This is a genomic window from Micromonospora sp. WMMB235 (assembly GCF_001855515.1).
Classification (GTDB): Bacteria; Actinomycetota; Actinomycetes; order Mycobacteriales; family Micromonosporaceae; genus Micromonospora; species Micromonospora aurantiaca.
In genome coordinates, this window is the sequence record NZ_MDRX01000001.1 from 5553302 (window position 1) to 5574976 (window position 21675).

Here is a 21675-nt window from a genome sequence, read left to right on the forward strand (position 1 = left end):
GTGAGGCACCACAACTCCAAGATCGCCGCACCCTTCCCGGCGCCTCCCGCGATCTTGCACTTTGGTGCCCGGCAAACCTCGCAAATGAGACGCCCAGAGGGCTCGAACTGCAAGATCGCGCGGGTGGTCGTGCGGGCGACCCGATTGGCGTCGCGCCCCCGCACCGAGCCAGCCCCGCTCGGGCCAGCCCCGCTCGGGCCAGCCCTGCCCTGGGTCAGCCCGCTCCGGGTCAGCCCTGCCTGGTTCGGGTCGATCATGAAGTTAGCGGTGTTTGGTGTCCGGTTTGTCGGCGTCAACTTCATGATCGACGGCGCGGGGGCGGGTGCGTGTGGTGCGATCCGTGCGGGTGTGGGCGGGGGTGTCCGGTTCGGGGGTGGTGGGTGGCACTCTGGGGGTGGAATCGCTGGCGGGTGGGTGGCGTTGTAACCGGGTGAACGACCGAGCGTCGGCGGCGCGCCCTGCGAGCGGGGTGGCATCCGCAAGCCCGGGAATCATCCTGGCCGACTGGTCGTTGAACATGGTTCCGACGACGTGAACCCGCGCCGCTTTCTGGTGGCGTGTGGCGCCCCCGGGAATGGTGGCGGGTGGCGGGTCGTTGAACAGTGTTCCGGCGCCGCGACGAGGCCCCCCGGCCCTCGCGAGCAGCCGATCCCCCCAATCTTTTGAGCGCCTGACGGTGCCCACGCACCCCCGTCCCCCCGCGGGGTGTGTCGACCCCCGAATGGAGCACTTCTGATGAACACGATTCTGCGTAAGAGCATTCTGGGTGTTGCTGGTCTGGCTTTCACCGGTGGCGTGTTCGCCGGTCCGGTGGCTGCGCACGCGGCGGAGACCCCGCACGTGGCGAAGCCGGTCAGTGTGAGCGTGCAGGGTGACAAGCTGATCCCGCACGGTGTGCAGGGCGAGCAGTCGCGTATCGACCTCAACGACGAGCAGATCAAGAATGTGAAGGCGATCATCGCCGCCACCAAGAAGGCCGGCATGGACGAGCGTGCCGCGGTCGTCTCCATCGCCACGGCGTTGCAGGAGTCGAAGCTCGAGAACCTCGGCCACCTCGGCGACCGTAACGACCACGACTCGCAGGGCCTGTTCCAGCAGCGCCCCTCCAGCGGTTGGGGCACGGTCGAGCAGATCACCGACCCCGAATACTCCACCACCGCGTTCCTGAAGGGTCTGAAGCAGGTCGACGGCTGGCAGGACATGCCGCTGACCAAGGCCGCCCAGACCGTCCAGGTGTCGGCCTACCCGGACCACTACGCCCAGTGGGAGCAGCAGGCCGCCGACCTCGTCGCCCAGCACTGGAACAGCTAAGACGAACAAGTACGACACAGCGAAAGGCCGGCACCCCGAACCAACGGGGTGCCGGCCTTCTCACGTCTCCGCGACCAACTCGACCTCGTACCCCTGCCCGTCGGTGAGGTAGGCGGCGTAGCTGTCCGGGCCGCCCGCGTGTGGGTGCCGGTCCGGGAACAGCAGCGTCCAGCCGTACTCTCCAGCGGCAGCGACCAGGCGTTCGACGGCGGCCGGCGGGCCGGCGTGGAAGGCCAGGTGGTTCAGGCCGGGCGCACGCCTGTCGTGGGTGCGGCCGGTGAGCGCCGGTGACTCCTCCAGCACGACGTATGTGGCGCCGAGCCGCCAGGAGCGGCCGGCGGGCCAGTCCTGGTACGGCGTCCAGCCCAGTTCGCCGAGAAGCCAGCCCCAGGAACGACTGGCCGCGGCCAGGTCGGGTACCCACACCTCCACGTGATGGAGGCCGCCGATGGTCAGCGCTTCCCGCCCGGCACCCATAGCACGTCGCCGTCCGGATTTGCCGTTCTTGACAGGATAAAGAGCAAATCGGAGAGCCGGTTGAGATACTTTGCCGGGAGGGGACTGGTCCGATCGGGGTCGTGTGCGACCAGCGCCCATGCCGCACGCTCGGCGCGCCGGGCGGTCGTCCGTGCCACGTGCAGCAGTGCCGCGCCCGCGGTGCCGCCGGGGAGGATGAAGGAGTCGAGCTTGCTCAGGCGCGCGTTGTACTCGTCGCACCAGCCCTCGAGGCGCTCGACGTACTCCTCGGTCACCCTCAGCGGCGGGTACTTCGGGTCCGGCTCCACAGGCGTCGCCAGGTCCGCGCCGACGTCGAACATGTCGTTCTGCACGGATTCCAGCACGGCCCGCAGCTCGTCCGGGAGCTGCCCCAGGGCGAGCGCGACGCCGATCGAGGCGTTGCACTCGTCCACGTCCGCGTACGCGGCGATGCGCGGATCGGTCTTCGGCACCTGCTCGTTGTTGCTCAGCCTGGTCATGCCGGCGTCGCCGGCCTTGGTGTAGATGCGCGTGAGGTGGACGGCCATGACGCACAGCCTACGGATACCGGACCTGACCATCCCGGCCCGGCCGAGCCCGGTGGGGCCGGGGGACGCGGGAGATCCGGCGGTCAACGACGTCGACGTCATCCGGGTACGCGGTGACGCCCGGCTCGCCGGCACCGTGCACGTGGTGGGTGCGAAGAACTCCGCGCTGAAGCTGATGGCCGCCGCGCTGCTCGCGCCCGGCCGCAGCCTGATCACCAACGTGCCCCGGATCACCGACATCGCGATCATGGGCGAGGTGCTGCGGCGGCTCGGTTGCGGCGTACGTTTCGGGCCGGACGACCCGGTCGACCCGATGGTGGCCCACGGCGGTGTGGAGCGGTCCCGGTCGGTGCTCATCGACGTGCCGGAGCGGCCCGGCGCGGAAGCCGACTACGACCTGGTGCGGCGGCTGCGCGCGTCGATCTGCGTACTCGGCCCGCTGCTGGCCCGCCGGGGCTACGTCCGGGTGGCCCACCCGGGCGGCGACGCCATCGGCTCGCGCGGTCTGGACATGCACATCGCCGGGCTGGCCCGGATGGGCGCGGAGATCTCCGGTGAGCACGGCTTCGTCATCGCCGAGGCGCCGGGCGGGCTGCACGGTGCCGACATCGTGCTGGACTTCCCGAGCGTGGGCGCGACCGAGAACCTGGTCATGGCGGCGGTACTGGCCCGGGGCGCCACGACGATCGACAACGCGGCCCGGGAGCCGGAGATCGTCGACATCTGCACGATGCTGAACCGGATGGGCGCGCGGATCGAGGGGGCCGGCACGTCGACGCTGCACATCGTCGGCGTACCCGAGCTACGGCCGGTCCGGCACGCCACGGTGGGGGACCGGATCGTGGCCGGCACGTGGGCGTTCGCCGCCGCGATGACCCGCGGCGACGTGACGGTGACCGGCCTGGACCCGGCGTACCTGGAGGTCGCGCTGGACAAGCTGGTCGCGGCCGGCGGCCTGGTGGAGACGCGAGGCGACGCCTTCCGGGTACGCATGGACGACCGCCCGAGGGCGGTCGACGTGGTCACGCTGCCCTACCCGGGCTTCGCCACCGACCTGCTGCCGATGGCGATCGGGCTGGCGGCGGTCAGCGAGGGCGGCTCGCTGATCACCGAGAACATCTTCGACGGCCGGTTCATGTTCGCCAACGAGATGATGCGGCTGGGCGCGGAGATCCGTACCGACGGTCACCACGCCCTGGTGTGCGGCCGGGAGCGGCTGTCCGGCGCCCCGGTACGCGCGACCGACATCCGGGCCGGTGCCGGCCTGATCATCGCCGGGCTCTGCGCCGACGGCCTCACCGAGGTCTCGCACGTGCACCACGTCGACAGGGGCTATCCGGACTTCGTGGCCGACCTGCGGGCGCTCGGCGTCGAGGTGGAGCGCGGCACCGCGCCGGAGGAGCCGGACCTGGCCATCTGACGGCCGGGGCTTATCCCTCGTTAAGTAGGGTTCTCCCAGACGTTGCAGAACACGGCGAGGGAGAAGCAGATGGCGGGTCGACTCGCGGTCGTCGGTGCCGGGCTGATGGGCTCGGGCATCGCCCAGGTGGCGGCGCAGGCGGGCTGGCAGGTGACGCTGCGCGACATCGACGACGCGGCCACGAAGCGCGGTGTGGACGGCATCCGGAAGTCGCTGACGAAGTTCGCCGAGAAGGGCAAGATCGAGGCGTCCGACGTCGAGGCGACGCTGGGCCGGATCACCCCGACCACCGACCTGGAGGCCGCCGCCGACGCGGACATCGTGGTCGAGGCGGTCTTCGAGAAGATCGAGATCAAGCACGAGGTGTTCCGCGCGCTCGACAAGATCTGCAAGGCGGACGCGGTGCTCGCCACCAACACGTCGGCCATCCCGGTGACCCAGATCGCCACTGCCACCGAGCGCCCGGAGTCGGTCGTCGGCACGCACTTCTTCTCGCCGGTGCCGATGATGAAGCTCTGCGAGCTGGTACGCGGCTACAAGACCAGCGACGCGACCATGGACACGGTCAAGTCGTTCGCCGAGGAGATCGGCAAGACCGTCGTGGTGGTCAACCGGGACATCGCCGGCTTCGTCACCACCCGGCTGATCTGCGCGCTGGCGATGGAGGCGGTCAAGCTCGTCGAGTCCGGCGTGATCTCCGCCGAGGACCTGGACACCGCCTGCAAGCTGGGCTTCGGCCACGCCATGGGCCCGCTCGCGACGGTCGACCTGACCGGCGTGGACGTGCTGCTCAACGCCACCCGCAACATCTACACCGACACCGCCGACGAGAAGTTCTTCCCGCCGGAGCTGCTCCAGCGCATGGCGACCGCCGGCGACCTGGGCCGCAAGACCGGCCAGGGCTTCTACTCGTACTGACCGGCCCGTCGTTCCGCCCCCGGCCCGCGCGGCCGGGGGCGGTTCACGTGCGGTGCCGGTTCACGTCCGGGGCGGGTTGAGCGCGGCGCCGATCAGCGCGAACGCGTCCGGGATGACTGTGCCCCAGTAGCCGAAGTTGTGCCGCCCGTCGGCCCAGGCGGCGCGTACCGGCTCCTCGGGCAGCGCCCGGGCCAGCGCGCGCACGTCCTTCAGGAAATTGTCCTGCCGCCCGCACCAGAGCCCGACCGGGGTGCCGCGCAGCCTCTCCACGCCGGTGAAGACCGCGTCGCCGGCGCTGACCGCGGGGGAGAAGGCCGCGGTCATCCGCAGCCACTTCGGGTACGTCTCGGCGAGCAGCAACGCGCCGAAGCCGCCCATCGACCAGCCCCACACGGCCAGCCGGCTGCTGTCGAACCCGCGCCGGGCGCACCAGGTGGGCACCTCCTCGCGCACCATCCGCTGCGGGTCGTCGTCACCGGCGGCGCGCCAGGACAGCCGCCCGCCGGTGGCGCCCGCGAGCGCGAACGGTGGGGCGCCGCGGCGTACCGCGTCGGTGAGGAAGCGGGCCAGCCCGAACCGGCCGTAGTCGCGCGGGGTGGCCGATGCGCCGTGCAGCACCAGGCAGACGGGCAGGCCGCGGCCGTCGCCGTACCCGTCGGGCACGGCCGTCCAGAAGTCCACCTCGCGGCCGCGCGCGCCGGACGCGATGCGGATGAGCCGTTCGTCGCCGGCCGGCGCGTCCGGCAGGGCCGGTGCCGGTCCCGGGCGAGGGCCGGAGAGCTGCCGGGCGGCCAGGCCGCCGACCACCGCGGCGCCGGCCACGCCGGCGGCGGCGCCGAGCAGGGTACGCCGGGTCAGCGTCGATGCCATGCCGGCGAGTGTGCCACCGCGAGGCGCGCGTTAAGAAGGGGCCCTTCCTCTACCGCAGGCGTTAAGAGGGGGCCCTTCCTTACACCTCAGCCGTCGCGCTTGGTGGTCCAGCGGAACGTGGTCAGGCAGAGCACCAGGCCGATGACGCACCACGCGCCCAGCACCAGCGCGACGGTGCCCAGCTCGAACGAGCCGCCCGGCTCCCGGGCGCCGAAGCTGTCCGGCAGGAAGACCGAGCGCAGCCCCTGGCACATCCACTTGAGCGGGAAGATCGCCGCGACCTGCTGCATCCAGGTGGGCAGGCTGGTGAAGACGAAGAACACGCCGGAGATGAACTGGAGCACCAGCGCGACCGGGGTGACCACGGCCGAGCCGCTGCGGGCGGTGCGGGCCAGCGACGAGATGGCGATACCGCACAGCGTGCAGGCGGTGACGCCGAGGACAGCGACCCAGGCGAACGTCAGCCACTTGCCGGTGGTCTGCGGCAGTTGCAGGTCGAACATCGCCACCGAGACGGCGAGCAGCAGCGCGGTCTCGGCGATGCCGATGACCACCACCATGATCACCTTGCCGGCGAACCAGACCCATTTCGGCATCGGCGTGCCGCGGTAGCGCTTGAGCACGCCCCGGTCCCGCTCGATCGGGATCCAGATGCCGAGGTTCTGGAAGCTCACGGTCATCAGGCCGGTCGCGATCATGCCGGTGATGAAGTACTGGGTGTAGCTGACCCCGGGCGCGATCTCGTCGCTGAAGATCGCCGCGAAGATCAGGATCATGATGATCGGGAAGCCCATCGTGAACACGACGGACTCCCGGCTGCGCAGGAACTGGGTGATCTCCAGCCGCCCCTGACGCAGTGCCAGCGCGCCCGCCCCGGACCGCCGGGCGGAGGTGGCGGCGACCGGGGCCGCCGGCTTCGTCGTGGTGGTCATGAGTGTCCGATCATCCGCAGGTAGACGTCTTCCAGGGTCGGCCGGGTCACCGTCAGGCCGGGCACCTCGCCGCCGAAGCGCGCGGCCAGGTCGGCCACCAGCGCCGTCGGCGTCGCGGTCTCCGCCGAGGCCGGCGTCCCGTCGGGGGTACGCCAGGAGACGGTCGCGAGCGACTCCTGCCGGTTGCCCAGCGCGTTCGGCGGGGCGACCTCGATCACCCGTCCGGCGGCGATCACGCCGACCCGGTCGGCGAGCGCCTCGGCCTCGTCCAGGTAGTGGGTGGTGAGCACGATCGTGGTGCCCGCGGCGGACAGGTCCCGGATCAGCTCCCAGAACTCGCGCCGGGCCTCCGGGTCGAAGCCGGTGGTCGGCTCGTCGAGGAAGAGCAGCTCGGGGCGGCCGATGATGCCCAGCGCCACGTCGAGGCGGCGCTTCTGCCCGCCGGAGAGCGTGTGCGTACGCGCCTTGGCCTTGGCCCCCAGCCCGACCCGCTCGACCACCTTGTCCGGGTCGTCGGCGTCGGGATAGAAGCCGGAGAAGTGGCGGACCACCTCGCCGACTGTGAGCTCGTCGAACTCGCCGGTGCCCTGGAGCACGATGCCGACGCGGGAGCGCCAGCCGGCGTCGGGGTGGGCGGGGTCGGCGCCGAGGACGCGTACCTCGCCGGCGTCGCGCTGCCGGTAGCCCTCCAGGATCTCGACCGTGGTGGTCTTGCCGGCGCCGTTGGGACCGAGCAGAGCGAACACCTCGCCCCGGCGGACGTCCAGGTCCACCGACGCGACCGCGACGTTGTCGCCGTACGCCTTGCGCAGCCCTCGCACGGAAATCGCGAGCTCGTTCTCCATGACGTCAAGTGTGCGTCGTGCGGTCGCCCGTTCCACTGCCGGGTCAGCTATATACGCGGGGTATACACTCAGTGTAGTCTCTGGTCATGACGGTTCCCCTGACCCTGCTCGGGCTGCTCGAACGCGAACCGAGCCACGGCTACGACCTCAAGCGCGACTACGACACCTTCTTCGGGCGCGGCAAGCCGCTGCCGTACGGGCAGGTCTACTCGACGCTGAGCCGGCTGGCCCGCGACGGCAAGGTGGTGGTCGGCGACGTCGCTCCCGGCGCCGGGCCGGACCGCAAGCGCTACGTCATCACCGACCGGGGCGCCACCGAGGTCGAGCACTGGCTGACCGAGCCGGTCGAGCCGGAACCGCACCTCCAGACCCTGTTGTTCACCAAGGTCGTGCTCGCGCTGATGCTCGACCGCCCGGCCGAGGAGTACCTGGACACCCAGCGCGCCGCCCACCTGCGCCGGATGCGCGAACTCACCGAGATCAAACGCAGCGGCGAACTCGTCGACGTGATGCTCGCCGACCACGGCCTCTACCACCTGGAGGCGGACCTGCGGTGGATCGAGACGACGGGCGCCCGGCTGGACGCCCTGAGAAAGGCGGTTCGGCCATGAGCCCGATGATCGAGGCCCGGGACGTCACGTACGCGTTCGGCGAGACACCCGCCCTGCGCGGCGCGAGCCTCGCCGTGTCGGCCGGTGAGGTCGTCGCCGTGATGGGACCGAGCGGCTCCGGCAAGTCGACGCTGCTGCACTGCCTGGCCGGCATCCTGCGCCCCGACTCCGGCGAGGTCCGGTTCGACGGCACCCGGATCGACACCCTCGGCGAGGCCGACCGCAGCACGCTGCGCCGCGACAGCTTCGGCTTCGTCTTCCAGTTCGGGCAGCTCGTGCCGGAACTCACCGCGGCGGAGAACGTGGCGTTGCCACTGCTGCTGCGCGGCGTCCGCCGCACTCCGGCGCTGCGCGCCGCCCGGGGCTGGTTCGAGCGGCTCGGCCTGGCCGGCCTGGAGCACCGCCGGTCCGGCGAACTGTCCGGCGGGCAGGCCCAGCGGGTCGCGCTGGCCCGCGGTCTGGTCGCCGAGCCCCGTGTGCTGTTCGCCGACGAGCCCACCGGCGCGCTCGACTCGCTCACCGGCGAGGAGGTGATGACGCTGCTCGTGGACGCCGCCCGCGAGCGTGGCACCACTGTCGTCCTGGTGACGCACGAGGCGCGCATCGCCGCGTACGCCGACCGCGAGGTCATGGTGCGCGACGGCCGGGTCAACGCCCCTGCCGGGGTCGTCTCGTGATCGGGCTCGCGCTCCGGCTCGCCGTCGCCGGCGGGCGGGAGGCGCTGGTCCGGCTGGTCGCCATCGCCGCCGCCGTCGCTGTGGGCACCGGGCTGCTGCTCATCACGCTCGCCGGTGTGCACGCCACCGACGCCCAGCTCACCCGGTACGCGTCGATGTACCCGCAGGAGACGGCCGACGGGGCCGCCGACCCGCTGCTGTGGTCCACCCGGACCGACTACTTCCGGGGCGACCAGATCATCCGCGTCGACGTCGCCGCGACCGGCCCGGACGCGCCCACGCCGGTCGGTGTTCCCCGAGCCCCGGGGCCCGGCGAGTTCTACGCCTCCCCGGCGCTGCGGAAGCTGCTGGCGACCGTCCCCGCCGACCAGCTCGCCGACCGCTATCCGGGCCGGGACCTAGGCGCCGTCGGGCCGGCGGCGCTCACCTCGCCGGACACCCTGCTCGTCCTGGTCGGCGGAACGCCGGAGCAGGTGGGCGGGCTCGACCAGGTCCGGAAGGTCACCCGGCTCGACGGCAACAGCGCTCCGCTGCCCGGGGCCGCGGTCGACCTCATCCTCGGCGTGGTGGCGGGCGGCCTGCTGTTCCCCGTACTCGTCTTCATCGGCACGGCGACCCGGCTCGGCGCCGCCCGCCGGGAGCAGCGGTTCGCCGCCATGCGGCTGGTCGGTGCCACGCCCCGGCAGATCTCGGCCATCGCGGCCGTCGAGGCCGCGCTCGCGGCGGCGGCCGGGGCGGCGGTCGGCTTCGCGGTGTTCTTCGCGCTCCGCGGGCAGCTCGCCGGCATCCCGTTCACCGGCATGCCGTTCTTCCCGGAGGACATGGCCGTCGGGGCGCCGGAGGCCCTCGTGGTGGCGGTGGGCGTGCCGGCGGGCGCGGCGGCTGCGGCCTGGATCGCGCTGCGCCGGGTCCGGATCTCACCGCTCGGCGTCACCCGCCGGGTCACGCCCCGGCCGCCCCGTGTGTACCGGCTGATCCCGCTCGCGCTCGGCCTGGCCGGGCTGGGCTTCGCCCTGGTGTACCGGCCGCCCACCTCGGACGGTCAGACCGCGCTGTTCCTGCCCGCGCTGTTGCTGGTCATGGTCGGGCTGATCGCGGGCGGGCCGTGGCTGACCATGGTCGGCGCCCGGGCGATGGCCGCTCGCGCCGGCCGGCCCGCCGCGCTCATCGCCGCGCGCCGGCTCGCCGACAACCCGGCCGCCGGGTTCCGCGCGGTGGGCGGGGTGATGCTCGCGCTGTTCGTCACGACGGTGGCGGTCGGGGTGATGGGGACGATCACGTACGAGCGCGGTCCCGCACCCCGGGGTTCCCTGGAGGCCGGCCGGCTGTCGATGGTGCTGACGGACGACCCGCCGGTACCCGGCACGCTGCCGGCCGACCTGGCGGCGATTCCCGGCGTCCGCAACCCGGTGCTCGTGCGGGAGAACCCGGTACGCGAGAACGGCCGCGACTTCGGCGTGATCGCCTGCGCGGACATCCCGCCCGCCTACGGACGGTGCGCTCCGGGGGCGAGCGTCGCCGAGGTGCCGCCGGACCTGATCCCCTGGCGGGGGTCCGCCTCGGCCGACCGGATCTGGCCGTCGTCCCCGGTGGACCCGGCGGCCCTCGCGGGGCTCCCGGCGGGCTCGGTGGCGGTCGAGGCGGCGGACCCGGTCGCTGTGGAGCGGGCCCGGACGGTCCTCGAAGCGGCGTTCCCCGCCTTCTTCGTGGCGCCGAACGTGCCAGGCGACTTCGAGGCCGACTTCGCCGACACCATGCGGGGCTGGCAGCGGCTGGCCGACATCGTCGTGGTGGCCGGTCTCGTGCTCGCCGGATGCAGCCTGGCCGTCGCAGTGGCGGCCGGCCTCAGTGAACGGAAGCGGCCGTTCAGCCTGCTCCGGCTCAGCGGCGCCCCGGTACGGCTGCTGCGCCGGGTGGTGGCAGTGGAGAGCGTGGTGCCGCTGCTGACCGTCGCCGTGGTAGCGGTCGGGATGGGACTGGTCGCCGCGCAGTTGTTCCTGCGCGCGCAGATGCAGTACGACCTGCGCCTGCCGGGGCTCGGGTTCGCCGCGGTGACGGCCCTCGGCGTCCTGGGCTGCCTCGCGGTCGTCGCCGCCACCCTGCCGCTGCTGGAACGGATCACCGGCCCGGAGACCGCCCGCAGCGAATGACCCGTACGGTGGGCCGGCTGTCCGCCGGCCCACCGGTGCGGGCATCGGGTTGTGTGGTTTTCCACACTCCCTTTTACTGAACGGTAACTTAAACTCCGGCCATGGACGACGCGATGCCGGGACGGCTGCCCGAGCGGGACCGCCCGTGGGTGATGCGCACGTACGCCGGGCACTCCTCCGCCGCGGCCACCAACGCGCTCTTCCGCCGCAACCTGGCGAAGGGGCAGACCGGCCTGTCGGTCGCCTTCGACCTGCCCACCCAGACCGGGTACGACCCGGACCACGAGCTGGCCGCCGGCGAGGTGGGCCGGGTCGGCGTGCCGGTGGCGCACCTGGGTGACATGCGGGCGCTGTTCGAGGGCATCCCGCTGGCCGAGATGAACACCTCGATGACCATCAACGCCCCGGCGATGTGGCTGCTCGGCCTCTACGGCACCGTCGCCGCCGAGCAGGGCGCGGAGCTGAGCCGCTGCGCCGGCACCACGCAGAACGACATCATCAAGGAGTACCTGTCCCGGGGGACGTACATCTTCCCGCCGGCGGCCTCGCTGCGGCTGACCGCCGACGTGATCGCGTACACGCTGCGCGAGATGCCCCGGTGGAACCCGGTGAACATCTGCTCGTACCACCTCCAGGAGGCCGGCGCGACGCCGGTGCAGGAGGTCGGCTTCGCGCTGGCCACCGCCGTCGCCGTGCTGGACACCGTGCGCGACTCCGGTCAGGTGCCGCCCGAGCGGATGGGCGACGTCGTCCAGCGGATCTCGTTCTTCGTCAACGCCGGGGTGCGCTTCGTCGAGGAGATCGCCAAGATGCGCGCGTTCGGCGCGCTCTGGGACGAGATCACCCGCGACCGCTACGGCGTGGAGAACCCGAAGCAGCGCCGGTTCCGCTACGGCGTCCAGGTCAACTCGCTGGGCCTGACCGAGGCGCAGCCGGAGAACAACATCCAGCGGATCGTGCTGGAGATGCTCGGCGTCACGCTGTCCCGCGACGCCCGTGCCCGCGCGGTGCAGCTGCCCGCCTGGAACGAGGCGCTGGGCCTGCCCCGCCCGTGGGACCAGCAGTGGTCGCTGCGCATGCAGCAGGTGCTGGCGTACGAGTCGGACCTGCTGGAGTATCCGGACCTGTTCGCCGGCTCGCACGTGATGACCGCGCTGGTCGACGACATCGTCTCCGGTGCCCGGGTCGAGCTGGAGAAGGTGCTGGAGATGGGCGGCGTGGTCACCGCCGTCGAGACCGGCTACCTCAAGAGCGCGCTGGTGGCCTCGCTCGCCGACCGGCGCCGCCGGATGGAGTCCGGCTCGGACGTGGTGGTCGGCGTCAACCGGTTCACCGAGACCGAGCCGTCGCCGCTCACAGCGGCCGGCGCGGAGGCGATCGAGCAGGTGGACCCGGCCGTCGAGGAGGCGGCCACCGACGGCGTACGCCGGTGGCGGGCCGACCGGGACGCGGCGGCGGTCGAGGCGGCGCTGGACCGGCTGCGCGCCGATGCCGCCACCACGGCGAACCTGATGCCGGCGACGCTCGGATGTGTCAGGGCCGGTGTCACCACCGGCGAGTGGGCGGGCGCGCTGCGCCGGGTGTACGGCGAGTACCGCGCGCCGACCGGCCTGGCCGGGGCGGTCGGCACAGCCGGTGACGCGACCCTCGCCGGGGTGCGGGAGCGGGTCGTCGCGACCGCCCGGGAGCTGGGCAGCGGGCGGCTGCGGCTGCTGGTCGGCAAGCCGGGGCTGGACGGGCACTCCAACGGCGCGGAGCAGATCGCGGTACGCGCCCGCGACGCCGGCTTCGAGGTGGTCTACCAGGGCATCCGCCTGACCGCCGGGCAGATCGTGGCGGCCGCGGTGGAGGAGGACGTCGACCTGGTCGGCCTCTCCGTGCTCTCCGGCTCGCACCTGGCCGCCGTGCCGGCGGTGCTGGACGGGCTGCGCGCGGCCGGGCGGGGCGACCTGCCGGTGGTGGTGGGCGGGATCATCCCGGCCGCCGACGCCGAGGCGCTGCGGGCCGCCGGGGTGGCCCGGGTGTTCACGCCGAAGGACTTCGCGCTCACCGGCATCATCGACGAGCTGGTCACAGTGATCCGCGAGGCGAACACCCTGTCGTGAAAGGAAGGGCCCCTTATTAACGCCTCCGGTAGGCAAGGGGCCCCTTCTTAACAACCGCGCGCGAAAGCGGCGCCCGCAAGCAGGCGCCGCGTCCGCGCGGGTGGGTCAGCGGCTCTCGTAGGTCATGCAGTCGGCCATGTCCATGTCGGGGCCGACGGTGATGGCCGGGGCGTGACACTCCAGGTCGGCGTTGTGCCGGCAGTCGGCGCGCGAGCACGCGCCCACCTGCGCGACCAACTGGTCGAGGCCGCCGCGCACCGGCATCTCCACGAACGTGTGGCAGTGCGCGTGGTCGCTGCTGCCGATCGTGATGGCGAACGCGTGGCAGTCGTTCGTGTGGTTGTAGGCGCAGGACCGGACGGCGCACTCCTGGACCCGGGGCATCTCCAACGACGCGGTCATCTCCCGTACCTCCTTGGGTGTCTTGCCCCGATTTTAGGGGTTTCGGGAGTCGGTGCGGGTCAGACGCGGAAGCCGGCGGCGCGGGCCGCGGCGCGCTCGCGGCGCCGCTCCCGGCGGCGGCGGAACAGCCACGGTACGAAGAACACCAGGGCGACCAGGAACACCAGCACCAGCACCGGCAGCAGCAGCGCCACCACCGACATGACCACGCTCGTCGCGTCCTCGGCGGTGCTGGCCACCGGCGCGCCCACCCCGGCCGTGGTCGCGTTGATGACCGGCCGGGCGGCGGCCTTGAGCAGGTGTACGCCGAGTGCGATCAGCACGCCGACCACCACCGGCACCCACTGATGGGTGGAGAAGAACGTGTCCGGGTCGCTCACGGTGACCGTCTCCGAGCCGGCGCCCGCGCCGAACGCGAGCCCGCCCGCGGTCGGCCGGACCACCGTCTGCACCACGTCGTTGACGTGGTCGACCACTGGCACCTTGTCGGCCACCACCTCGACCGCGAGCAGCACGGCGAGGATCAGCACCACCCAGCCGTTGCCGAGCCACTGCCAGCCGCTCGGCAGCTCGACCAGATCGGTGTAGCGGGACAGCAGCCCCATCAGCAGCAGCGGGATGTAGGCGTTCAGGCCCGCCGAGGCGGCCAGGCCGGAACCGGTGAGGACTTCGAGCACGATCTCAATATGGCACCGGTACGCCAGTGGCGCTCGTCGGCGTCCGCCGGGGCCTCGGCTACCCTCGGCGGGTGCGGTTGGTGATTGCGAAGTGCTCGGTGGACTATGTCGGACGGCTCTCGGCCCACCTGCCCCCGGCTACCCGGTTGCTCATGGTGAAGGCGGACGGGTCGGTGTCGATCCATGCGGACGACCGGGCCTACAAGCCGTTGAACTGGATGAGCCCGCCCTGCCGGCTGGAGGAGGCGCCCGGCGTCTGGCGGGTGGTGAACAAGGCCGGCGAGGAGCTGCGCATCACGCTGGAGGAGATCTTCCAGGACACCTCGTACGAGCTGGGCGTGGACCCGGGCCTGCGCAAGGACGGCGTCGAGGCGCACCTCCAGGAGCTGCTCGCCGCGAACCCGGCGACGCTGGGGGAGGGGTACACGCTGGTCCGGCGCGAGTACATGACCGCGATCGGGCCGGTCGACCTGCTCTGCCGGGACGCGGTCGGCGGCGCGGTGGCGGTGGAGGTGAAGCGGCGCGGCGAGATCGACGGCGTGGAGCAGCTCACCCGCTACCTGGAGCTGATGAACCGCGATCCGCTGCTCGCGCCGGTGGCCGGCGTGTTCGCCGCGCAGGAGATCAAGCCGCAGGCGCGGGTGCTCGCCACCGACCGGGGGATCCGGTGCGTGGTGGTCGACTACGACAAGCTGCGCGGCATCGAGCGCGACGAGCTGACGCTGTTCTGAGGCGCCGCCTCAGCGGCCCCGGCCGTACATCAGCTTGGCGATCTTGACCAGGCGGGCGACGTCGGCCGGGGTGCGCTCGAACGTCATCGCCGGCAGCAGCGACCGGGCCCGGCGGCGGGTGACCGACTTGGGCCGGCCGAACTCGCGCAGCCCCTCCTCGCCGTGGATGCGGCCGAAGCCGGACTCGCCGGTGCCGCCGAACGGCAGCGTCGACATCCCGGCGAACGTCAGCGCCGAGTTGACCGAGGCCATCCCGGAACGCAGCCGCCGCGCCACCGCCACCGCCCGCGCCCGGCCGAAGACCGAACCCCCGAGCCCGTACGGCAGCGCGTTGGCCCGCTCGACCGCCTCGTCCACGTCGCGGACGCGGTTGACCACGAGCGTCGGGCCGAACGTCTCCTCCTGCACGGCGGCCGAGTCCTCCGGCACGTCGACGAGCACCGTCGGGTGCACGTACGGCGGCTGGACCGCCTCCGGGCCGCCGAGCACGGCCCGGCCGCCCCGGCTGAGCGCGTCGTCGATGTGCCGGCGGATGATGTCGATCTGCGACGGCATGGTGATCGGGCCGAGGTCGGACCCGTCGGCGCCCACAGTGAGCCGCCCGGCCTTCGCCACCACCTTCTCCACGAAGGTGTCGAAGACCTGGTCGACCGCGTAGACCCGCTCGATGCCGATGCACGTCTGGCCGGCGTTGGTGAGCCCGCCCCACACGCACGCCTCCGCCGCGGCGTCCAGGTCGGCGTCCGTGTCCACGATCATCGCGTCCTTGCCGCCGGCCTCCAGCAGCACCGGCGTGAGCGACTCGGCGCAGGCGGCCATCACCCGCTTCGCGGTGGCGGTCGAGCCGGTGAACGCGACCTTGCCGACCCCGGAGCGGCACAGCGCGGCACCGACCGCGCCGAAGCCGTGCACCGCCTGGAACACCGGCTGCTCCGGCACCACCTCGACGAACCGGTCGACCAGCCACTGACCGACCGCCGGGGTGTACTCGCTCGGCTTGAACACCACGGCGTTGCCGGCCGCGAGCGCGTACGCGGCGGAGCCGATCGGCGTGAAGACCGGGTAGTTCCACGGGCCGATGACGCCGACCACGCCGTACGGCTGGTATTCGAGGTGACCGGTGAACTCGGCGAGGATCAGGCGGGAGCGGACCCGGCGCGGCCCGAGCACCCGCTGAGCGTTGCGGGCCGCCCAGTCGATGTGCTCCAGCGCGGTGAGGATCTCCACCACGGCGTCACCGACCGGCTTGCCGCCCTCGGTGTGCATCAGGTCGGCCAGCTCGTCGATCCGCCGGGCGAGCACGCCGCGCCAGCGCTGGAGGCGGTCCCGCCGGCCGGCGAAGCCGAGCCCGGCCCACCAGTCGCCGGCCTCCCGGGCGCGGTCGACAGCGGCACGCACGTCCGCCTCGTCGGCCAGCGGGAATCTGCCTGCCTCGGCGCCGGTGGCCGGGCTGGTCGAGACCAATAGACCCTCGGAGATGAGCGGGGCGCCCGGCACGTGTACAGCGGTCATGGCCGAAGTCTAGACCCGAGGATTACTCGCCGGTAGGTGTCGAACGCGCCGTACGCTGCGCCGACGATCAGCCGTCGCATCGACGGAAGTGCCGTCCGAAACGGCGAACGGGAGATGACCGGCCGGGGTCGCGGGGGTGACCGCGCGGTGGTGCAAGCCACTACGGTGAGGTGGCAGGCTGACGCCGCGGGGCGATGTGGGGTGGAGGTCGACTGTCCATGGAGGAGCATCCTGAGCTGATGCCGTTGCTGACGGTGTCGGGCGGGGCGATGCGGGGGCTCACGTTCCGGGTCGGCCAGGACGCGCAGGTGATCGGCCGTGCGCCGACCGCCGACATCGTGCTCGCCGACCCGCACCTGAGCCGGCGGCACGCCACCGTCCGGGCCACCCCGGAGGGGGTGATGCTCACCGACCTCGGCTCGACCAACGGCACCTGGCTCAACGACACCCGGGTCACCGGCAGCGTGGCGATCGCCGACGGCGACGTGGTCCGGCTGGGCCGCACCGACCTGCGCCTCTACGACCCGGGCGTGGCCCGGACCGACCCGGTCGGGATGAGCTTCGGCGCGCTGCGCCGCGACCAGCGTCCCACCCTGCCGCTGCCCGTCCCCGGGCCGCGCCAGCCGATCGAGGCGCGCGAGGCGCAGCCGGCCGACGTCAGCTAGACCTCCGGGCATCCGCCGGGCCCTCGGGGCCGCTGACGGGTTGGGGCTCCCAGGCCCGGTCGATCATGAAGTTGGCGGTGTTCTGCGTCCGATATGTCGCCGTCAACCTCATGATCGACGCGGTGAGGGGGCGGGGTGGTCCGGCGCCCACCTCTCGGCGGGCCGGTGTGTCGGTGGGGCACATGGACCGGGGGCCGGTGCCCGTGCCAGCATGCGCGGATGCGCAGCGCACGGCTCACCGTCCAGGCCAACGGCATCACCCAGGCGGTCCGCGTGGCCGGTCCACCGGACGGCGTACCGGTGCTGCTGGTGCACGGCAACGTCTCCTCCTCCGCCTTCTGGGAACCGCTGCTCGCCCGGCTGCCGGAGACGCTGCGGGTGGTCGCCCCCGACCTGCGCGGCTACGGCGAGACCGACACCGCGCCGGTCGACGCCACCCGAGGGCTCGACGACTTCGCCGACGACGTGGCCGCGCTGCTGGACGCCCCGGGGCTGTTCGCGCCCGGCGCCCGGCCGGTGGTGGCCGGGCACTCGCTGGGCGGCGGCGTGGCGATGCGGCTGCTCGTCGGCCACCCCGAGCGGGTGGCCGCGCTGCTGCTGGAGGCGCCGGTGTCCCCGTACGGCTTCGGCGGCACCCGGGACCTCGACGGCACCCCCACCACGCCCGACTTCGCCGGCACCGGCGCCGGCGGCGCGAACCCCGACTTCGTGGCCCGGCTCGCCGCCGGTGACCGGAGCGCGGACGGCCCGACCAGCCCGCGGGCGGTGCTGCGCGCCGCGTACGTGGCCGACCCGGCGTCACTCGGCGACGACGAGGACCTGCTGCTGGAGAGCATGCTGACCACCGCCACCGGCGACGACAACTACCCGGGCACGGCCGTCGCCTCGGCGCACTGGCCGGGGACCGCCGCCGGGCCGCGCGGCGTCCTCAACGCGCTGGCCCCGGCCCACTTCCGGCTCGCCGACGAACTGGTCGCCGTGCCGGTCAAGCCGCCGGTGACCTGGGTACGCGGGGACGCCGACGTGATCGTCTCGGACACCTCGCTGTTCGACCTGGCGTACCTCGGCCGGCTCGGTGTGGTGCCCGGCTGGCCGGGTGAGGCGGAGTGCCCGCCGCAGCCGATGGTGGGGCAGACCCGCGCGGTGCTGGACCGGTACGCGGCGGCCGGCGGGACGTACCGCGAGGTGGTGCTGCCCGGCTGCGGGCACAGCCCGCACCTGGAGCGGCCGGCGGAGTTCGTCGCCGAACTGCTGGCGCTGGCCGGGGAGAACGCCACCGGGTGAGGCGCGGTGCGTGAAATATCCCACGGCGTCTCGACAACACAGCGTCACGTGGCAGACTCCGGCGCATAACCTTAGCGGCCGTTCATGTCGCGGACGGCGGAGTCGAGCCAGGGGAGGCCGGTCGTGGCGCGGGAGTTCACCAGGGTGGGCGTGGTGGGTCTGGGCACCATGGGTGCCGGCATCGTGGAGGTGTTCGCCCGCAACGGCGTCGACGTCACAGCCGTCGAGATCTCCGACGCGGCGCTGGAACGCGGCCGGGCCACGCTCACCGGCTCCACCGACCGGGCGGTCGCCAAGGGCAAGCTCGCCGAGGCCGAGCGGGACGCCCTGCTCGCGCGGGTCGACTTCCGGGTCGGGCTGGACGCTCTGCACGACGTGGACCTGGTGATCGAGGCGGTGCCCGAGCACCTGGACCTCAAGCAGCGGATCTTCGCCGAGCTGGACCGGGTCTGCAAGCCCGAGGCGATCCTGGCCACCAACACGTCCTCGCTGAGCGTCACCGAGATCTCCGTCGCCACCACCCGGCCCAACCAGGTCATCGGTATCCACTTCTTCAACCCGGCCCCGGTGATGAAGCTGGTCGAGGTGGTCCGCACGGTGGTCACCTCCGCCGACGTGGTCGCCGACGTGGAGGCGCTCTGCGAGCGGCTCGGCAAGGTCGACGTGACGATCAGCGACCGGGCCGGCTTCATCGCCAACGCGCTGCTGTTCGGCTACCTGAACCACGCGGTCGGCATGTTCGAGGCCCGCTACGCCACCCGCGAGGACATCGACGCCGCCATGAAGCTCGGCTGCGGCCTGCCGATGGGCCCGCTGGCGCTGATGGACCTGATCGGCCTGGACACCGCGTACGAGATCCTCGACACCATGTACCGGCGCGGCGGCCGGGACCGGCGGCACGCCCCCGCCCCGCTGCTCAAGCAGATGGTCACCGCCGGGCTGCTGGGCCGCAAGTCCGGCCGCGGCTTCTACACCTACGAGCGGCCGGGCTCGCCGAAGGTCGTACCCGACGAGTACACGCCGCTCGCCGCGGACGCCGCGCTCGCCGACGGCGCCTGCGCCATCGCGAAGGTCGGCGTGGTCGGCTCCGGCACCATGGCCACCGGCATCATCGAGGTGTTCGCCAAGGCCGGGTACGAGGTCATCTCGGTGACCCGGGGCGCGGAGAAGTCCGCGAAGGTCTGCGAGGCGGTAAAGACCTCGCTGAACAAGGGCGTGGTGCGGGGCAAGCTCAGCGAGACCGACCGGGACGACGCGCTGGGCCGGATCACCTGGTCCGCGACGCTGGAGCACCTGGCCGACGTCGACCTGGTGGTGGAGGCCGTGATCGAGGAGCTGAGCGTCAAGAAGGCGCTGTTCGCCAGCCTCGACGAGATCTGCAAGCCGGGCGTCGTGCTCGCCACCACCACCTCGTCGCTGCCGGTGATCGACGTGGCGATGGCGACCCAGCGCCCGGCCGACGTGGTCGGCCTGCACTTCTTCAACCCGGCGCCGATCATGCCGCTGGTGGAGATCGTGCAGACCATCCGCACCTCCGCCGAGACGTCGGCCACCGCCCGCGCGGTCTGCGCGAAGCTCGGCAAGACCGGCGTGGTCTGCGGCGACCGGTCCGGCTTCATCGTCAACGCGCTGCTGTTCCCGTACCTGAACGACGCGGTGAAGATGCTGGAGGCCAGCTACTCGACCGCCGACGACATCGACTACGCGATGAAGCTGGGCTGCGGCTACCCGATGGGTCCGTTCGAGCTGCTCGACGTGGTCGGCCTGGACGTCTCGCTGGCCATCCAGCGGGAGCTGTACCTGGAGCTGCGCGAGCCCGGCTTCGCCCCGGCCCCGCTGCTGGAGCACCTGGTCACGGCCGGCTACCTGGGCCGCAAGTCCGGCCGGGGCTTCCGCGACCACACCCGGCGCTGATCCGGTCAACGCCCGGCGGCGGTGACGGCGTCTTCCTGGTGTGACATTCGAGGAGTACGTCGGCAGCCGCGGCCCGGCGCTGTTGCGCCTGGCCCGGCTGCTCACCGGCGACACACACCGGGCCGAGGACCTGACGCAGGACGTGCTGGCCCGCGCGTACGTGCACTGGCGGAGGATCGCCCGGGCCGACCGGCCCGACGTGTACGTGCGCCGGATGCTCGTCAACGCGAACACGTCCTGGTGGCGGCGGCGGTCCAACCGCGAGCTGGCGGTGGACACGTTCGCCGACCGGCCCCAGCGCGGCGACCTCGGTGGCGAGGCGGCGGACCGGGACGAGATGTGGGGGCTGATCCGCGCCCTCCCGGACCGCCAGCGCGCCGTGCTGGTGCTGCGCTACTACGAGGATCTCGACGACGCCACGATCGCCCAGATCCTCGACTGCTCCCCGGTCACCGTCCGCACCCACGCGATGCGGGCGCTCGCCCACCTCCGGGAGCGCTGCGGCGTCCCGATGACCAAGGGGAGCCGGCCGTGACCGACCTCGACCAGCGGATCGCCTCGGTGCTGCGGGAGCAGGCCGAAGGAGACGTGGACATCGACCGGCTGACCGCCAGGGCCGTGACGGGTGGCCGTCGTCGGCTACGCCGTCGCCGGGCCGTGCTCGGTGGCGGTCTCGCCCTGGTCGCGCTGCTCGGCGGCCTCGCCGTCGTCCCGGCCCTGCCGGGCCTGGACCGGCCGTTCACCGGCCCGGCTGCCCCGGCCATCCCGGCCGAGGCGGCGCCACCGCTGATGCCGGCCGCGCCGGGAGCGGCGGCCGCGCCGGAGGTCGTCGGCACCGATGCCGGAGTGCTGCACTTCGGCGTCGACACCACCAAGGTCCGCTACCTGCGCTGGGAGGTGGCGCAGGGCCTGGAGAGCGCCCAGCTGGACGTCGGCGGCGGGCGAAAGGTCACCGTCGAGCTGGCGCGCTCGTCGCGGACGCTACGGGAGTCCGGCGCCGAGGGGGTGCCCTTCAAGATCAGTATGTTCGCCGAGGAAGCGGCGTTCGACGGCCGGACCAGCAGCACGACCGTCGACGGGCTGCCGATCCAGGTCCGGCAGTGGAAGCCGGCCCCCGGCCTGTACGCGCGGGCCAGCGTGTGGGCGCCGCAGGACACGGCGCTGACCGTCGCGGTGGAGGCGTTGCGGCTGACCGAGGCGCGCCGCTGCGGTGCGCCCGTCCGCCTCACGACCGTGCCGGACGGCGCCCGGGTTGCCGGCTGCCGGGTCGACGTGACCGGCTTCCCGCGGCTGGTGACCGCCCGGTTCGGCATCGTCGGCACCTCCACCCGGACGATGAGCGTCTCCTACCAGTACGCGGCCGAGATCTCGCCCCGCACGGTGGACGGCAACATGACGATCGCCGGGCGGCCCGCCCACCTCTACCCGGAACAGGGCCGGGTCGAGCTGCTGGGCGTGCCGAAGTCGCGCCTGCTCGCCGATTACGGCTGGCCGGAGCAGGGGTTCGACAAACTCGACGCGGCGCTCGTGCTGGGTGGCGTGCAGGTGGCGCCGGACCCGACCCGTCCGGAGACCTGGGACTGAGCGGCCGCCCGTCGGCCGGACCGCCCGACCCGGGCCGGTCCG

21 protein-coding genes are annotated in these 21675 nt (G+C 72.7%); 13 read left to right on the forward strand and 8 right to left on the reverse strand.

The genetic code is table 11. From position 1 onward, the window contains the following. The first annotated feature begins 735 nt into the window (after positions 1–735). Complete coding sequence (locus tag BFV98_RS24695; RefSeq protein WP_071097923.1) at positions 736–1311, forward strand: hypothetical protein; 576 nt, start codon at positions 736–738, stop codon at positions 1309–1311. Positions 1312–1371: 60 nt separating this feature from the next. On the opposite strand, the gene BFV98_RS24700 is transcribed toward BFV98_RS24695, so the two are convergent. Beyond that, on the reverse strand, positions 1372–1788 hold the full coding sequence (locus BFV98_RS24700) for a VOC family protein (RefSeq protein WP_013475363.1): 417 nt from the start codon (positions 1786–1788) through the stop codon (positions 1372–1374). Beyond that, positions 1764–2336: a cob(I)yrinic acid a,c-diamide adenosyltransferase gene (locus BFV98_RS24705; protein ID WP_047893386.1), complete on the reverse strand. Its 573-nt coding sequence runs from the start codon at positions 2334–2336 to the stop codon at positions 1764–1766. The genes BFV98_RS24700 and BFV98_RS24705 overlap by 25 nt, the downstream gene beginning before the upstream one ends. On the opposite strand from BFV98_RS24705, the gene murA reads away from it, so the two are divergent. Then, the gene (gene murA, locus BFV98_RS24710) at positions 2335–3756 is read left to right on the forward strand and encodes a UDP-N-acetylglucosamine 1-carboxyvinyltransferase (RefSeq protein WP_030271442.1); all 1422 of its coding nucleotides are present in this window, start codon (positions 2335–2337) and stop codon (positions 3754–3756) included. The two genes, BFV98_RS24705 and murA, sit on opposite strands and share 2 nt — an antisense overlap. A 69-nt stretch (positions 3757–3825) precedes the next feature. Continuing rightward, positions 3826–4674, forward strand: a complete 849-nt coding sequence (locus BFV98_RS24715) for a 3-hydroxyacyl-CoA dehydrogenase family protein (protein ID WP_013475365.1) — start codon at positions 3826–3828, stop codon at positions 4672–4674. A 60-nt stretch (positions 4675–4734) separates the two neighbouring features. On the opposite strand, the gene BFV98_RS24720 is transcribed toward BFV98_RS24715, so the two are convergent. The 3 genes from BFV98_RS24720 to BFV98_RS24730 all read right to left on the reverse strand — a co-directional run bounded on the left by BFV98_RS24720 (position 4735) and on the right by BFV98_RS24730 (position 7321). Beyond that, a complete protein-coding gene (locus BFV98_RS24720) occupies positions 4735–5544 on the reverse strand; it encodes an alpha/beta hydrolase family protein (RefSeq protein ID WP_013288244.1) in 810 nt (269 codons plus the stop codon). An 86-nt stretch (positions 5545–5630) separates the two neighbouring features. After that, positions 5631–6476: an ABC transporter permease gene (locus BFV98_RS24725; RefSeq protein ID WP_013288243.1), complete on the reverse strand. Its 846-nt coding sequence runs from the start codon at positions 6474–6476 to the stop codon at positions 5631–5633. Then, positions 6473–7321, reverse strand: coding sequence for an ABC transporter ATP-binding protein (locus BFV98_RS24730; RefSeq protein WP_013288242.1), 849 nt, complete (start codon positions 7319–7321; stop codon positions 6473–6475). Before BFV98_RS24730 ends, BFV98_RS24725 begins: the two co-directional genes overlap by 4 nt. Before the next feature lie 86 nt (positions 7322–7407). Between BFV98_RS24730 and BFV98_RS24735 the strand changes: the two genes are divergently transcribed. The 4 genes from BFV98_RS24735 (at position 7408) to BFV98_RS24750 (ending at position 12864) form a co-directional block, all read left to right on the forward strand. Beyond that, positions 7408–7932, forward strand: coding sequence for a PadR family transcriptional regulator (locus BFV98_RS24735; protein WP_013288241.1), 525 nt, complete (start codon positions 7408–7410; stop codon positions 7930–7932). Continuing rightward, on the forward strand, positions 7929–8609 hold the full coding sequence (locus BFV98_RS24740) for an ABC transporter ATP-binding protein (RefSeq protein WP_030271431.1): 681 nt from the start codon (positions 7929–7931) through the stop codon (positions 8607–8609). The genes BFV98_RS24735 and BFV98_RS24740 overlap by 4 nt, the downstream gene beginning before the upstream one ends. Next, positions 8606–10759, forward strand: coding sequence for an FtsX-like permease family protein (locus BFV98_RS24745; protein ID WP_071097924.1), 2154 nt, complete (start codon positions 8606–8608; stop codon positions 10757–10759). The genes BFV98_RS24740 and BFV98_RS24745 overlap by 4 nt, the downstream gene beginning before the upstream one ends. Before the next feature lie 101 nt (positions 10760–10860). After that, on the forward strand, positions 10861–12864 hold the full coding sequence (locus tag BFV98_RS24750) for a protein meaA (RefSeq protein WP_071097926.1): 2004 nt from the start codon (positions 10861–10863) through the stop codon (positions 12862–12864). A gap of 105 nt (positions 12865–12969) precedes the next feature. On the opposite strand, the gene BFV98_RS24755 is transcribed toward BFV98_RS24750, so the two are convergent. Further along, positions 12970–13266, reverse strand: a complete 297-nt coding sequence (locus tag BFV98_RS24755; protein ID WP_013288237.1) for a DUF1540 domain-containing protein — start codon at positions 13264–13266, stop codon at positions 12970–12972. A 59-nt stretch (positions 13267–13325) separates the two neighbouring features. Next, the gene (locus tag BFV98_RS24760; RefSeq protein ID WP_013288236.1) at positions 13326–13943 is read right to left on the reverse strand and encodes a DUF4126 domain-containing protein; all 618 of its coding nucleotides are present in this window, start codon (positions 13941–13943) and stop codon (positions 13326–13328) included. Between the two features lie 71 nt (positions 13944–14014). Between BFV98_RS24760 and nucS the strand changes: the two genes are divergently transcribed. Next, positions 14015–14674 carry an endonuclease NucS gene (gene nucS / locus BFV98_RS24765; protein WP_030271426.1) on the forward strand — a complete coding sequence of 220 codons (660 nt, stop codon included), beginning with the start codon at positions 14015–14017 and terminating at the stop codon, positions 14672–14674. A 9-nt stretch (positions 14675–14683) separates the two neighbouring features. Here the strand turns inward: nucS and BFV98_RS24770 are convergent, their stop codons facing one another. Next, on the reverse strand, positions 14684–16186 hold the full coding sequence (locus BFV98_RS24770; RefSeq protein ID WP_071097928.1) for an aldehyde dehydrogenase family protein: 1503 nt from the start codon (positions 16184–16186) through the stop codon (positions 14684–14686). Between the two features lie 218 nt (positions 16187–16404). Here BFV98_RS24770 and BFV98_RS24775 point away from each other — a divergent pair, with 218 nt between their 5' ends. The 5 genes from BFV98_RS24775 (at position 16405) to BFV98_RS24795 (ending at position 21633) form a co-directional block, all read left to right on the forward strand. Beyond that, complete coding sequence (locus BFV98_RS24775) at positions 16405–16851, forward strand: FHA domain-containing protein (protein ID WP_013288233.1); 447 nt, start codon at positions 16405–16407, stop codon at positions 16849–16851. Positions 16852–17070: 219 nt separating this feature from the next. Then, entirely contained in the window at positions 17071–18135 is a 1065-nt protein-coding gene (locus tag BFV98_RS24780) for an alpha/beta fold hydrolase (protein ID WP_013288232.1), read from the forward strand. 123 nt (positions 18136–18258) lie between these two features. After that, positions 18259–20049 (forward strand): 3-hydroxyacyl-CoA dehydrogenase family protein, encoded by a 1791-nt coding sequence (locus BFV98_RS24785; protein ID WP_013288231.1) that lies wholly within the window; start codon positions 18259–18261, stop codon positions 20047–20049. A gap of 40 nt (positions 20050–20089) precedes the next feature. Then, the gene (locus BFV98_RS24790; protein ID WP_013288230.1) at positions 20090–20584 is read left to right on the forward strand and encodes a SigE family RNA polymerase sigma factor; all 495 of its coding nucleotides are present in this window, start codon (positions 20090–20092) and stop codon (positions 20582–20584) included. Continuing rightward, positions 20581–21633 carry a hypothetical protein gene (locus tag BFV98_RS24795; protein WP_071097929.1) on the forward strand — a complete coding sequence of 351 codons (1053 nt, stop codon included), beginning with the start codon at positions 20581–20583 and terminating at the stop codon, positions 21631–21633. The genes BFV98_RS24790 and BFV98_RS24795 overlap by 4 nt, the downstream gene beginning before the upstream one ends. The last annotated feature ends 42 nt before the right edge of the window (positions 21634–21675 follow it).

Coding starts and splice junctions, on each gene's coding strand:
- murA (WP_030271442.1), top strand. CDS start 2,335: ATGACGCACAGCCTACGGATACCGGACCTGACCATCCCGGCCCGGCCG.
- BFV98_RS24740 (WP_030271431.1), top strand. CDS start 7,929: ATGAGCCCGATGATCGAGGCCCGGGACGTCACGTACGCGTTCGGCGAG.
- BFV98_RS24715 (WP_013475365.1), top strand. CDS start 3,826: ATGGCGGGTCGACTCGCGGTCGTCGGTGCCGGGCTGATGGGCTCGGGC.
- BFV98_RS24705 (WP_047893386.1), bottom strand. CDS start 2,336: ATGGCCGTCCACCTCACGCGCATCTACACCAAGGCCGGCGACGCCGGC.
- BFV98_RS24695 (WP_071097923.1), top strand. CDS start 736: ATGAACACGATTCTGCGTAAGAGCATTCTGGGTGTTGCTGGTCTGGCT.
- BFV98_RS24755 (WP_013288237.1), bottom strand. CDS start 13,266: ATGACCGCGTCGTTGGAGATGCCCCGGGTCCAGGAGTGCGCCGTCCGG.
- BFV98_RS24770 (WP_071097928.1), bottom strand. CDS start 16,186: ATGACCGCTGTACACGTGCCGGGCGCCCCGCTCATCTCCGAGGGTCTA.
- BFV98_RS24725 (WP_013288243.1), bottom strand. CDS start 6,476: ATGACCACCACGACGAAGCCGGCGGCCCCGGTCGCCGCCACCTCCGCC.
- BFV98_RS24780 (WP_013288232.1), top strand. CDS start 17,071: ATGCGCAGCGCACGGCTCACCGTCCAGGCCAACGGCATCACCCAGGCG.
- BFV98_RS24735 (WP_013288241.1), top strand. CDS start 7,408: ATGACGGTTCCCCTGACCCTGCTCGGGCTGCTCGAACGCGAACCGAGC.
- BFV98_RS24775 (WP_013288233.1), top strand. CDS start 16,405: ATGGAGGAGCATCCTGAGCTGATGCCGTTGCTGACGGTGTCGGGCGGG.
- BFV98_RS24700 (WP_013475363.1), bottom strand. CDS start 1,788: ATGGGTGCCGGGCGGGAAGCGCTGACCATCGGCGGCCTCCATCACGTG.
- BFV98_RS24750 (WP_071097926.1), top strand. CDS start 10,861: ATGGACGACGCGATGCCGGGACGGCTGCCCGAGCGGGACCGCCCGTGG.
- BFV98_RS24730 (WP_013288242.1), bottom strand. CDS start 7,321: ATGGAGAACGAGCTCGCGATTTCCGTGCGAGGGCTGCGCAAGGCGTAC.
- BFV98_RS24720 (WP_013288244.1), bottom strand. CDS start 5,544: ATGGCATCGACGCTGACCCGGCGTACCCTGCTCGGCGCCGCCGCCGGC.